The 12441-nt window shown below is 31.2% G+C and carries 12 protein-coding genes; 11 read left to right on the top strand and 1 reads right to left on the bottom strand.

Going from position 1 to position 12441, the window contains the following annotated elements; translation table 11 throughout:
- The first annotated feature begins 251 nt into the window (after positions 1 to 251).
- From V9L04_RS04865 to V9L04_RS04815, 11 genes are all read left to right on the top strand, one after another.
- Positions 252 to 1346, top strand: a complete 1095-nt coding sequence (locus V9L04_RS04865; protein WP_338792956.1) for a Glu/Leu/Phe/Val dehydrogenase — start codon at positions 252 to 254, stop codon at positions 1344 to 1346.
- Between the two features lie 160 nt (positions 1347 to 1506).
- On the top strand, positions 1507 to 2238 hold the full coding sequence (locus tag V9L04_RS04860; protein ID WP_338792955.1) for a TonB-dependent receptor plug domain-containing protein: 732 nt from the start codon (positions 1507 to 1509) through the stop codon (positions 2236 to 2238).
- Positions 2239 to 2418: 180 nt separating this feature from the next.
- Entirely contained in the window at positions 2419 to 2622 is a 204-nt protein-coding gene (locus tag V9L04_RS04855; protein ID WP_338792954.1) for a hypothetical protein, read from the top strand.
- 217 nt (positions 2623 to 2839) lie between these two features.
- Complete coding sequence (locus V9L04_RS04850; protein WP_338792953.1) at positions 2840 to 3061, top strand: hypothetical protein; 222 nt, start codon at positions 2840 to 2842, stop codon at positions 3059 to 3061.
- Between the two features lie 83 nt (positions 3062 to 3144).
- Positions 3145 to 3876 (top strand): segregation/condensation protein A, encoded by a 732-nt coding sequence (locus V9L04_RS04845; protein ID WP_338792952.1) that lies wholly within the window; start codon positions 3145 to 3147, stop codon positions 3874 to 3876.
- A 155-nt stretch (positions 3877 to 4031) separates the two neighbouring features.
- Positions 4032 to 5504: an alkaline phosphatase PhoX gene (locus V9L04_RS04840; RefSeq protein WP_338792951.1), complete on the top strand. Its 1473-nt coding sequence runs from the start codon at positions 4032 to 4034 to the stop codon at positions 5502 to 5504.
- Positions 5505 to 5647: 143 nt separating this feature from the next.
- Entirely contained in the window at positions 5648 to 7510 is a 1863-nt protein-coding gene (locus V9L04_RS04835; protein ID WP_338792950.1) for a cytochrome c peroxidase, read from the top strand.
- Between the two features lie 74 nt (positions 7511 to 7584).
- Entirely contained in the window at positions 7585 to 8088 is a 504-nt protein-coding gene (locus V9L04_RS04830) for a barstar family protein (protein ID WP_338792949.1), read from the top strand.
- Positions 8089 to 8233: 145 nt separating this feature from the next.
- The gene (locus tag V9L04_RS04825; RefSeq protein ID WP_338792948.1) at positions 8234 to 9499 is read left to right on the top strand and encodes an NAD(P)-dependent oxidoreductase; all 1266 of its coding nucleotides are present in this window, start codon (positions 8234 to 8236) and stop codon (positions 9497 to 9499) included.
- Positions 9500 to 9552: 53 nt separating this feature from the next.
- Positions 9553 to 10050 (top strand): hypothetical protein, encoded by a 498-nt coding sequence (locus V9L04_RS04820; RefSeq protein ID WP_338792947.1) that lies wholly within the window; start codon positions 9553 to 9555, stop codon positions 10048 to 10050.
- Between the two features lie 92 nt (positions 10051 to 10142).
- Positions 10143 to 11174: an L-threonylcarbamoyladenylate synthase gene (locus tag V9L04_RS04815; protein ID WP_338792946.1), complete on the top strand. Its 1032-nt coding sequence runs from the start codon at positions 10143 to 10145 to the stop codon at positions 11172 to 11174.
- Between the two features lie 374 nt (positions 11175 to 11548).
- On the opposite strand, the gene V9L04_RS04810 is transcribed toward V9L04_RS04815, so the two are convergent.
- On the bottom strand, positions 11549 to 12304 hold the full coding sequence (locus V9L04_RS04810) for a metallophosphoesterase family protein (protein WP_338792945.1): 756 nt from the start codon (positions 12302 to 12304) through the stop codon (positions 11549 to 11551).
- Between the last annotated feature and the right edge of the window lie 137 nt (positions 12305 to 12441).

The raw sequence follows: 12441 nt of genomic DNA, 5'->3' as shown, positions 1-12441 counted from the left end.
ATTTAATTCTTTTAATCACTAGTTGTATAGACAACTATCGTAAAGTAAGCTGTTAGACACATCAAAAGTGTCAGTACAGTTCTAACAAAAACTATCTGACCCCCTTAAAGGTGTACTGATAGTGATTAATTTCTGAAATTACTTTATCAAAAAAATAGAAAAAATAAAACTTAATCTTTTCCAATAAAAAATACTCAACGGCTTTAGCCCTCAGCGAAGCTAAACACACACCTACTTTTTCCTCTTATATTATGGTACAAACACTCACAACTCCGACAAATGATTCTGTAATGGAAATCATGCAAAAAATGGGACACGAAAATCTCGTTTTTTGTCAAGATGAGCACTCTGGTCTTCGTGCAATTATTGGTATTCACTCTACTGTTTTAGGACCTGCCTTGGGTGGAACTAGAATGTGGAATTATGCTACTAGCAATGAAGCTGTAACTGATGCACTTCGTCTTTCTCGTGGTATGTCTTATAAAAACTCTATCGCTGGACTTAATCTAGGTGGTGGAAAAGCTGTTATTATTGGCGATGCACGTACTCAAAAAAATGAAGCTTTATTGCGTCGTTTTGGTAAATTCGTAGAAAGCCTTAACGGAAAATACATCACAGCCGAAGATGTAGGAATGACAACAGTTGATATGAGTTATATTGCTATGGAAACCAAACACGTAACTGGTTTAGATGAAAATCGTGGTGGTTCGGGTGACCCTTCTCCATTTACAGCTCTTGGAACTTATATGGGAATGAAAGCAGCAGCCAAAAAAATGTATGGAAGTGATAGTTTAGAAGGCAAAAAAGTGTCTATTCAAGGTGCTGGACACGTAGGCGAATATATCATCGAACATTTATCAAAAGAAGGTGCAAAAATCTATGTTACTGATGTTTATGAAGATCGTTTGATGGATATTGCAAAAAAATACAAAGTAGAAATTGTAGGTCTAGAAGAAATTTATGATTTAGATGTAGATATTTATTCTCCATGTGCATTGGGAGCAACTGTAAATGATGAGACTTTGAGCCGTTTGAAATGTCAAATTATTGCAGGTTGTGCAAACAATCAGCTTAAAGACGAAACGATTCATGGAAATGCATGTCTTGAGCGTGGAATTATTTATGTTCCCGACTTTTTGATTAATTCAGGTGGTGTTATTAATGTTTATTCTGAATTTGCTTCACTGCCTCGTGAGTGGGTGGTTCAGAAAACAGAGCGTTTATACGATATGTGTTTGGAGGTAATCAATACTTCTGTTTCTGAAAACAAAAATGCTCAAGATGTAGCCATTCAGATTGCTCAAGATAGAATTGATTCAATTGCAAATATCAAAACTAGAAGATAAGGAACAATTACGAATTACGAATTAAAAATTACGAATTTAATAATCATTTATTAGCCGATTAATTTATAAATCACAAAAAAAGCGAATTGCCTTGCTGCAATTCGCTTTTTTTGTGCGTATGATTTAAGAATGAAATACAAATTATCTTAAAATTAATCTTATGAAAAAAATCTATCAAATCATTTTTATAATTTCTGTTTTATTTTTTATTGGAGAACAGGAAAATTTAGTTTTTGGGCAAAGTGAAATAGTCAAAATGTTAGAAGGTAAAATAAGCTGTTTTCAAATCTCATCATCTTCTACTAAAACAGACAGTACAAACCAAATAGTAAAGGATACAACTCAAGCTATAAATAATAACAAAGAAGAGAGAATTTTTGAACGTAATCCAAGATTTTGTCCTTCATCATTTGTTGCTAATGATGGTAAACCCTTATATGTAATAGATGGAGTTCCGCAAGAAAATGATTCATTAGTTTTAATTAAAATTAATGCAAATGATATTGAATCAATTACTATTTTAAAAGGAGCAACTGCAACAGCTCTTTATGGTTGTAGAGCAGTAAATGGTGTAATTATTATCACAACCAAAAAGAAAGAAATCAAAGAAGAGAAAATAGAAAAGCCAGTAGAAGAAATTAAAATAAATATTTTCCCTAATCCTACTTCAGATTTTGTAAATATTGATTTAGATATAAAAGAAAAATCAGAAGTAGAAATCCAAATGTATAACCTTCAAACTTTAGAGAGTTATGAAGTTGTAAAAGGAGAATACGAAGTAGGAAAACAAACCATTAAATACCAAACTGATTTCTTGAAAAATGGTATTTATAATCTCAAAATTAAAATTGGAAATCAGATTATCGAACGCAAACTTGTTATTGAAAATTAAAAAATTACATAACACAGATTTTTATAAAAAAAGCATATTGTATTTTACTACAATACGCTTTTTTGTGTGTAAATTTGAAAAAAAATGTATCGATATGTAGCGTACATTTTTAATGTGCAAAAATGTACCATACACTTTAGCGTTTGGAAAAAGAACTAAAAAACCAGTTTATTAAAAAATATGGCAACAGAAAAATATATTTGTGAATCTTGTGGTAGCAACGAGTTTGTAACCAAACCCAATCATTTTGATGTGTTTTCGGCAGAAGATGGAAAACTTATCTTTCAAGAATCGATGTTGGTAGAAGATGACAGTGCAATCGAACTCTTTTGTTTTGAATGCGACGAAAAATTAGAATTCGATGAAGACGATTTGGAGTTTTAATATTTCTTTCAAGATTGAAAAAAGAGAGAGTAGAAATTAGATAAATTCTGATTCTATTCTCTTTTATCAATTTGTGACGCACTGCGTCACGAATTCTAAAATACATGCTTTATCTCCCTACCGAAGAAGAACTAAAAGCAGAATTAGAACGAGAAAAATTATTTATTGAGAATAGAAAGAAGTCATAAATTTAATTACTTTTTTTAACTAAAAAACAATGAAGTATAACCTAGAAGAAGCCTTTGAGCAATTAGAAAAAATAAAAGAAGAGAGTAATATTGTTCTGGTTAAACTTGATGGAGCGAGAGAAAAAGATACAATTACAGTTGTAATTAGTAGGGTAAAATCTATAGAAGGCACAATTCAATACCATGGAAATGATTTATTATTAGTAATTAATAAGGCAATTAATCGATATTATGAAGTAAAATCTACATAACAGAAATTTAATTAGACTTATTTTTTTATTACACCTATCAAATAACTTCTAAAATTTAACTTCATACTTCTAACTTTGCATCCATGTACGAAATAAAAATACCCGTTTTTGAAGGCGCATTTGATTTGTTACTTTTCTTTATTGAGAGGGACGAATTAGACATTTATGATATTCCGATTACCAAAGTAACGACTGATTTTTTGGAGTACATTCGTGCGCTAGAAAAAATGAATATCGAACTGGCAAGTGAATTTATTGTAGTGGCTGCAACACTCATGCAGATAAAAGCAAAAATGTTACTTCCTCGTGAGCAGGTAGATGAAGAAGGAAATATCATTGACCCAAGAAAAGAACTTATCCAACAGCTTTTAGAATACAAGCGTTATCGCCCTGTTATTCAGCAGCTTTCTAATTTGGAAGATGATTCTTTGGCTAGAGAAACGAGAGGAAATATTATTTCAGAACTCAAAACCCTTTCAAAAGTACGTCCAGAAGATGTAGATTTGGAAGATGTAGATTTATATAAATTATTGAAAGCCTTCCAAAACGTAATGGAATTGCATGAGCTTTCACAGCCAAAACTAAGTAATATAAAACCCTATCCATACAGCGTAAATAATCAAAGAGCCTATTTGATTCAGAAGGTTTTGAATAATGAAAGAGTAAATTTTTTGGAAGTCTTGAAAGAAAGTGGAAACCGTGTTTTGGTCGTTTTTAACTTTTTGGCAATCTTAGAACTTATCCAAGTAGGAGATATTAAGCTAGAAATCAGCGAAGAACCCGATTTTAATGAATTCTTTTTATGTAAAGGATAAATTTTTTGTTAAGAAAAACCAAACAAAGTATATCAAAAAAGTGCAATTTCTTAGTCAGAAGTTAATCAGTAGGTAAGGCTGGAATAGTAAGTTTGCAGCATCAAACAAAAACACTAAATGCTCATTCAAAAATTTACTATTTCAATATTATCAAAATGAAAACTTCAAAATTTACTTTATTAACTCTTGCTTTTGTAGGTTTAAATCTAACAACAGCTTGTAAAGACGACGATAATGATACACCTGATGTAATCACTACAGATGTAGAATTGGCTGCTCATTCTATTACACCTTCATTTTTAAAACTTTCTTCTGAATTTTCTAGTGTAAAAGTGATGCCTTTGCTTACTTCAGAAGACAAATTAAGCGAAAGTCCTAATTTCGTTTATGGCTCAATGGCTGATGGTGCTGGCTTGTTGAAAAATGCTGATGGAACTTTTACACTCATCAATAATATTGAATCTGATTATTCTATTGCTAGAATTACGCTTGACAAAACATTCAAACCTGTAAAAGGTGAGTATATCCTCAACGCACAAGCAACAGCTTCAACAGCTCAATGTTCGGGAACTCTTATTACTCCTCAAGAACATGGTTTTGGTCCTTTGTATTTGTCTGGTGGAGAATGGGGAGGCGCATCTAAAGGTGTTTTTGCTACTGACCCTTTCAAAAGTGCAACTTCGGCTTCTTCGCCTCGTATGCTTACTGCAATGGGACAATGGTCGACAGAAAATGCTGTTCCAATTGGAAAAGATGCTTATGCTAACAAAACAGTTGTTTTTATTGGTGATGATCATTCAGATGATGCTATACCATCAGGACAATTAGGAATGTATGTTGGTGATAGAGGTGATTTAGAAGGTGGAAAACTTTACGGACTAAAAGTAACTTCAAATGGTATCAATTATGAAATGGATATGAAAGAAGGGACTTCTTATGACATGGAATTCGTAGAACTCAATGAAACAAATATTGATTTGTTAGATGCAGAAGCCAAACAAAAAGGTACAATGGGATTCTCAAGAGTAGAAGATATTGACTGGAGAAGAGGTTCTGCAAACAACAACAGAGAAGTTTATTTTTGTGTTACAGGTCGTAAAAAAGATGGTTTAGAAGGAAAAGGAACTTTTTATGGACGTGTTTATAAACTAGAAATGAATCCAGAAGATCCAACTAAGGCAGGTAAAATCACTTGTGTATTAGATGGTGACAAATTAGATGGAAAAGCAAAAGCATTTCATAGCCCAGATAATATCCTAGTAACTGAAAATTATGCTTATATTCAAGAAGATCCAAATGGCTACTTTGATACAGAAGACAAAACACATTACGCACGTTTATATCAATATGATTTGAGAACAGGAGCATTAAAAGTAGTTTTGGAATGTGACCAAGTTACAGCAGCAGCACAAGGGTATGGAACAGAAAATGGAGTTTGGGAAATTACAGGAATGATTGATGTTTCTGATATTGTAGGAGTTGATGAAACATTCTTAGTAATTACTCAAAATCACGGTTGGGAAAGTGCTGACGGAATTCCTTTTACAGATCCAAATGCTGTTTCAGATGTGGATGCAAGTACAAAAGAAGGAAGTATGTTATTTATTGTAAATGGTTTAGGAAGATAATTTTTCTATTCTTATTTACTAAAACAGCCCTAAGAAACTATTGAATTATTCAATTTTTTCTTAGGGTTTTTGATAATTTATATTACAAATACTAACCGTCGTTGAGGTCTGAACCGTCAGCGAGGATTTTTTAATTACCTCAAATGAAATTCCCAATTTCCCTCCTTACTTTATTTTCTAGTTTACTTTTTGTTGTTTCTTGTACCAATTCACAAAAAGAAACTTCTCAAAAAAATAATCTTCAAGAAACTAAAAATCCATTCAAAGAAATAGAAGCGATCTATTTATCGAATATAGAAAACTGTATCAATAATTTAGAAGCTACCAAAAAAGCACTCAATTTTATTGATAAAGACACAGCTTATAATAAAATTCATATCCAAAAAAGTCAAGAACATTATAGAGAAGCGAGAAATAATTTTAAGAAAATAGAACCGATTTTATCTTTTGTGGATGCAAATAATTACAAAACACTTATCTCTCCAAATCTTTTGAAAGTAGAAGAAGAAGATGCTACCAATATCAAAATAAATGAGCCTTTTGGTTTTCAAGTATTGGAAGAGCTTTTGTTTTTAGAAATCAATCCAACTGGAAATATAGAAAAAGAAATAGTCAAAAAAATTCAAAAAAATGCTGACAAAACGCTTCAACGTCTTCGATTGATTGAAAGGAATACAAATCTTTCTGTGTATAAAAATTATCATTTTTTGTGGCTTTTTAGAGATGCTATTTTTAGAGTTGCCTTGACAGGAGTTACAGGTTTTGACTCGCCTTCTGGAATTTCTCTTTATGACAATAAAATCGTTTATCAAGAGTTAGAAAACTATTTATCTTTCTTTGAAACTCAATTTGAAGACCAGCAACTTTATCAAGAATGGAAAGAATCACTAAAGAAAAGTATTCAGTTTTTAAATGAAGATGACAAAACCAATTTTGAAAATTTTGATAGATATTCATTCATAAAAAATCACACAGAATCACAAATTCAGCTTTGGAACAAAACAGTAAAAGACTGGAAAATAGATTTTCCTTTAGAACTTGCCTTTCAAAACGATGCAACTTCGCTTTTTTCAGATTCTACATTCAATCTAAATTTCTTTTCTGACCAAAAATTAGGACAAATTTCCAAAGATAAAATCGTTTTGGGAAAACAGCTTTTTAATGATGTAAATCTTTCAAGCAACAAAAAAATGAGTTGTGCAACCTGTCATCAGCAAAGCCGAGCATTTACAGATGGAAAGAAAATTCCTGAAGGACAAAAAAGAAACAGTCCAACACTAACTTATGCAGCACTTCAAAAAGGTTTTTTTTATGATAATAGAGCAGGAAGCTTGGAAGGGCAAATTGTATCAGTTATCAATAATGAAACAGAATTTCATACCAATGCAGAAATTTTATTAAAAGCTGTCAAAGAAAATCCTGTTTATGTTCAGCAGTTTTCAAAACTTTATTCAGATAGTTTGACAGAACAAAATATCAGAACAGCAATGGCAGATTATATCCGTAGTCTTTCGCCTTTTTCTTCTAAATTAGACAGAAATATGAAAGGAACAGAAAATTCTTTTACACAAAATGAAATCAATGGTTTCAATCTTTTTATGGGAAAAGCTGCTTGTGCGACCTGTCATTTTGCACCTCTTTTCAATGGAACTGTTCCTTCTTCGTTTAGAGAATCTGAAATTGAGCTTATTGGTGTTCCTTCAAAAAACGATACTCTCAATGCAAAAATTGATACTGATTTTGGAAGATACAACGTTTTTCAGACCGAAGAAAGAAAGCATTTTTTCAAAACTCCAACACTTCGAAATATCTCAAAAACAGCTCCTTATATGCACAATGGCGTTTATCAAACATTAGAACAAGTAATGGACTTTTATAACCGTGGTGGAGGCGCAGGAATCGGAATTGATTTGGAATATCAAACTCTACCAGCCGAACCTTTGAATCTATCAGAACAAGAAATCAAAGATGTAATTGCTTTTCTACGAACTTTAGACGATGAGTAAACAGAGGAGTAAAAGAAGGAATATTTTTTTGTAATTTGCATAAACTTAAGTTGTATACTTTTTAATTTTTTTAAATGGAAACCTACGAAGAAAAAGCCAAAAAATGGCAACAGATACGAGATAAGAATATAGATTTAAACATAATAAGTAATGGTTGTGTAAGATTATACCATAAAGAAAGTATCATGGACTATGATATTGAATTATTGAAAGATAAAAATTATGAGATAATAGAGTTTGAAGGAGATTTTTTATCAAATAAAGCAGAGTTACACTATGACCTTCAACATAAATTAAACTTCCCAGATTATTATGGTAAAAACTTTGATGCTCTCAATGATTGTTTACGTGATTATGAGGTAAGTGATGAAGGTACATTAATAGTTTTCAGACACTTGAACCACTTAGATAAATGGAGTATAACAATGCTTTTGGATGTTTTTGCAGAGCAAGGCAGACAAAAATTTGCTCACGGAAAAAAATTATTACTTTTGGTACAAATAAATGATAGAAACTTTAAAATTACTGAACCTATTGGAGCTATAAATCTCTATCTTTTAAATGACAAAGAAAGGTAAAAACATTTCACAACAAGAAATCAAAGATGTAATTGCTTTTTTACAAACTTTAGACGATGAGTAAACAGAGGAGTAAAAGAAGGAATATTTTTTTGTAATTTGCATCAAAATTGAATTTAACACACAAAAACACCTTTTCTTTTTTATGCAAAAAATAGCTCTTATTCGTGAAGGCAAAACACCACCAGACCGTCGTGTCGCCCTTACTCCCAAACAGTGCAAAGAAGTTTTAGATAAATATAGAATTACTGATAAAGATTTCGAAATATTGGTTCAGCCTAGTCCAATTCGTTGTTTTTCAGATGAAGAGTACGAAAAAGTAGGTTGTAGAGTTACAGAAGATATAAATGAAGCGAGTATTCTTTTAGGTGTAAAAGAAGTTCCTAAACCTCAACTTATTGAAGGCAAAACCTATTTGTTTTTCTCTCATACCATCAAAAAACAGCCGTATAATAGAGATTTATTAGAAAAAATTATAGAAAAAAATATTCGTCTTATAGATTATGAGGTTCTGACAAATGCAGCAGGACAAAGAGTGATTGCTTTTGGTCGTTATGCAGGAATTGTAGGAGCATATAATGGGATTTTGACCTATGGAAAGCGTTTTGATTTATTTGATTTGAAACCTGCCAATGAATGTTTTGATATGGATGAAATGTGGAGCGAATTTGAGAAAGTAAAACTTCCAACTATCAAAATTGCCGTTACAGGAGGTGGAAGAGTTGCAAAAGGTTCGGTAGAAGTTTTGGAAGGAATGAAAATAAAGGAAGTCAGTCCAGAAGATTATTTGAATAAAGAATTTGATGAAGCTGTTTTTACTCGTCTTCGCTCACAGGATTATCATTTTAAAAAAGGACAAACAAAAGAAAATAAAGATTTTGACTTGAAAGATTTTTATAATAATGCCACAGACTACAATAGTCATTTTTCAGACTTTGCTAAAAAGACTGATTTACTGATTGCTGCTGCCTATTGGAATCCAAAATCGCCTGTTTTGTTTACTAAAGAAGAAATGAAACAAAATGATTTTAAAATCAAAGTGATAGCAGATATTACGTGTGATATTGAAGGTTCTATTCCTTCTACAAGTCGTCCTTCTACTATTGCAGAGCCATTTTATGATTATAATGTAGAAACAGAAAGTGAAGAAAAACCATTTTCTGATGAAAAAAATATAACAGTTATGGCAGTTGATAATTTGCCTTGTGAACTTCCTAGAGATGCCTCAAGAGATTTTGGTAGAGAACTTATAGATCAAGTTTTGCCGTATTTATTATTTGAAGATAATCCTTCTTATTTGAAAGAGCATAATTTTACAGATGGAAACCGAATTGCTAGAGCAAATCTTACCAAAGACAAAGATTTGACAGCAGAATTTGAGTATTTGAGAGATTATTTGGAAGGAAAATAGATTAAACTCAAACCCTAAGAGTCTTTGAAGAATCTTAGGGTATAAAAATAATTATGACTACAAAAGAATTTATTGAAAATTTAAACTTTTCATATTTCAAAACCTATTCTCTTCTTAGATTAGAAGAAAGTAGAAGTTATAATGATGAGTTGAATGTCAAACTAAAAAATATAATAGATGAAATAGAAAGAAGTAAAGTATTAAGCCTAATGATTAGGGGAACAAAAGAACTGTTAGTAAAAACAGGTCTTCCTCATCCAACAGCAAAAGAAACTGGTGTTTTTATAAAAAATAGTACCGAATATGAAGTTTTACAGCAAATTTTAAGTACAGATTTTAGTCAACAATATGATTGGATGTGTGCGCCAGTTTTTAGAGAAATGATTGTATTTTATGATAGTAATCACAATATAATATCTTTATTAAATGTTTGTTTGTCTTGTGATAGAATAGAAAATGATTCTCAAGATAACATAAAAACAGATTGTACAATATTTGATAAATTACGAACATTTTTTTTTAGTATAGGACATCCTCTACAAGACAAGTAATATAATTTTTGCTGTTGTTGGTGTCTCACCAACGACACATAACATTAATACATAATCTTTCATTCATTTTAAAGAAAAAACTAGATTACATTTTGAATCAAAAATCAATTATTGGATGCAATATAAAAATTGCGAAAGAAAATTTAGAAAAAGGAAATTTAGTTGCTATTCCTACTGAAACAGTTTATGGTTTGGCAGCCAATGCTTTTGATATAAAGGCTGTTGCCAAAATTTTTGAAGCCAAAAATCGTCCTACTTTTGACCCTCTGATTGTCCATACAGACAATATCGATAAAATTAAAAGCTGGACAACTGATTTTCCAAGTTGGGCAGAAGAACTAGGAAAACAGTTTTGGGCAGGTGCTTTGACGCTTCTTTTACCTAGAAAATCAATTATTCCAGACCTTGTAACGAGTGGACTTCCACACGTCGCTGTTCGTATTCCAAACCATGGTCTTACTTTGGAGCTTCTCAAAAGTCTTGATTTTCCACTAGCTGCACCTAGTGCAAATCCTTTTGGATACATTAGTCCGACAACAGCAAACCATGTTTTTGAGCAATTAGGCAAAAAAGTAAATTATATTTTAGATGGAGGAAGCTGTAAAATAGGTGTAGAATCTACTATTGTAGGCGAAGAAAATGGACAACTGACAGTTTTTAGAAAAGGAGGAATAGCAATAGAAGAACTAGAGAAAGTTATAGGAAAACTGATTGTGAAAGAACATTCAAATTCAAATCCTCATTCTGATAAAGCTCAAGACAAAAATAAAAAAGAAGAAATCACAAAAGTAGCTTCTTCTGGAATGCTTTTGAGTCATTATGCACCTAAAATAAAAATGCGTTTGGGAAATATTGAGCAAATGTTGAAAGAATATGAAGCAAGTAAAGAATTAGAAATTAATGAAGTGGGGATTTTATCATTCAATAAAAAATATAAGCAAATTCCTCTAAAAAATCAATTTATTTTATCAGAAGAAGGAAGTTTTTCAGAAGCAGCTCAAAATCTTTTTTCTTATATGAGGGAATTAGATAAACTCAATATCAAAATTATATTAGCAGAACTTCTACCTGAAAAAGAATTAGGAAGAGCAATCAATGACCGTTTGAGGAGAGCAGCGTATTAATTGATAGTTGAGTACACTGTTTCAAAAGTTTATTTATATTTTGAGATTGTTTTATTCCTATCAGACACTTTAACTTCGTTGAGGGTTAAAGCCGTTCAGAAGTGTCTGACAGTTAGTTTTATTGATAAAACTTCTCATCAAAAATATTTTTAAAATATCGCAAAACTTAAACGTTATCACGGTTAATTTTGTAAAGTTCATTTTTCCTTAGTGGTAGGTTTGCAAACCTACCACTAAGGAAAAATAAGCAAAGGTATAGTTTTTATAATTAAGTTGATTATCAAACCTGTAAATAACCGTGATAACGTTTATTATGTTACACTGTATTGAGAATGGATAATTGAAAATGTAATGATATTAAAAGCATTGATTTTTTATAAAAAATGACTTCTTGAGGAAGAGCGTTCTGTTTCTATATTTTCTTGTAAAATTATTTCTAAACTATCCAAATTCAGGGCTAAAAGCTGCCCCAAACCTGCTTTTCTGCGTGTTTTATATACACAGCCATTATCGATACAAATAGAAGGACAACCATAATCAATCTCTTCTTGAATAAACTGTAAATACTCTGGAACATGTCCATGAATAATTCTTTTTTCTCCTACTACACTTGTATCCACTTCAAAATGACGTAACCAAAGCATTTTTTCAACTTCAGAAAAAGGGTCTGGAGCTTCAAAATCAAAACCTGCATGAACTAAATAATAATCTTCTAATTCAAAATAATAACATAAACTTTCCAAAAAAGGTAAATATTCAGGTAAAATACGGCGATTTTCATCTACTAATCCTCTGCCACGATGCAAAACAGGTACTAAACGAATAGATTTATCTCCTCCTGCTCGTTGGTGCGCTCTAATTAGAAGTTCTTCATGATTTCCTCGCAAACAGAAAACAGAATAGGTTTTTTGAAGTTCTATAATATAATCTAAAACACCTTTGCTATCAGGTCCTTTATTGATATAATCTCCCAACAAAAAAAGTTGGTCATCGGTAGAAAGATTTATTTTCTTGATAAGAGCTTTAAATGTTTGAACGCAACCGTGTATGTCCGAAATGGCATAACGAGTACCTTTGGAAGAATCAATTTTTGGAATAGAGCGAGTAGAAGGTGTATTTGAAGTATTCATTTTTCAAAAATAATATAATTCTTTCAGAATAACAGTAATAAATTTTTCATTTATGATTTTATAATCAAAGTTGTGTAAAGAATTTAGATATAATTTTGCTAGAGTAAGTAATACTATTTTAATGCAACACAAAATTT

Source organism: Bernardetia sp. MNP-M8 (assembly GCF_037126285.1).
Lineage (GTDB): Bacteria > Bacteroidota > Bacteroidia > Cytophagales > Bernardetiaceae > Bernardetia.
Note: the sequence above shows the minus strand (reverse complement) of the source record. Positions and strands in the feature narration are given on the sequence as shown.

Excerpts from the sequence above, each read along its gene's own strand:
- V9L04_RS04865 (WP_338792956.1), top strand. The coding sequence starts at position 252 with ATGGTACAAACACTCACAACTCCGACAAATGATTCTGTAATGGAAATC.
- V9L04_RS04860 (WP_338792955.1), top strand. The coding sequence starts at position 1,507 with ATGAAAAAAATCTATCAAATCATTTTTATAATTTCTGTTTTATTTTTT.
- V9L04_RS04855 (WP_338792954.1), top strand. The coding sequence starts at position 2,419 with ATGGCAACAGAAAAATATATTTGTGAATCTTGTGGTAGCAACGAGTTT.
- V9L04_RS04850 (WP_338792953.1), top strand. The coding sequence starts at position 2,840 with ATGAAGTATAACCTAGAAGAAGCCTTTGAGCAATTAGAAAAAATAAAA.
- V9L04_RS04845 (WP_338792952.1), top strand. The coding sequence starts at position 3,145 with ATGTACGAAATAAAAATACCCGTTTTTGAAGGCGCATTTGATTTGTTA.
- V9L04_RS04840 (WP_338792951.1), top strand. The coding sequence starts at position 4,032 with ATGAAAACTTCAAAATTTACTTTATTAACTCTTGCTTTTGTAGGTTTA.
- V9L04_RS04835 (WP_338792950.1), top strand. The coding sequence starts at position 5,648 with ATGAAATTCCCAATTTCCCTCCTTACTTTATTTTCTAGTTTACTTTTT.
- V9L04_RS04830 (WP_338792949.1), top strand. The coding sequence starts at position 7,585 with ATGGAAACCTACGAAGAAAAAGCCAAAAAATGGCAACAGATACGAGAT.
- V9L04_RS04825 (WP_338792948.1), top strand. The coding sequence starts at position 8,234 with ATGCAAAAAATAGCTCTTATTCGTGAAGGCAAAACACCACCAGACCGT.
- V9L04_RS04820 (WP_338792947.1), top strand. The coding sequence starts at position 9,553 with ATGACTACAAAAGAATTTATTGAAAATTTAAACTTTTCATATTTCAAA.
- V9L04_RS04810 (WP_338792945.1), bottom strand. The coding sequence starts at position 12,304 with ATGAATACTTCAAATACACCTTCTACTCGCTCTATTCCAAAAATTGAT.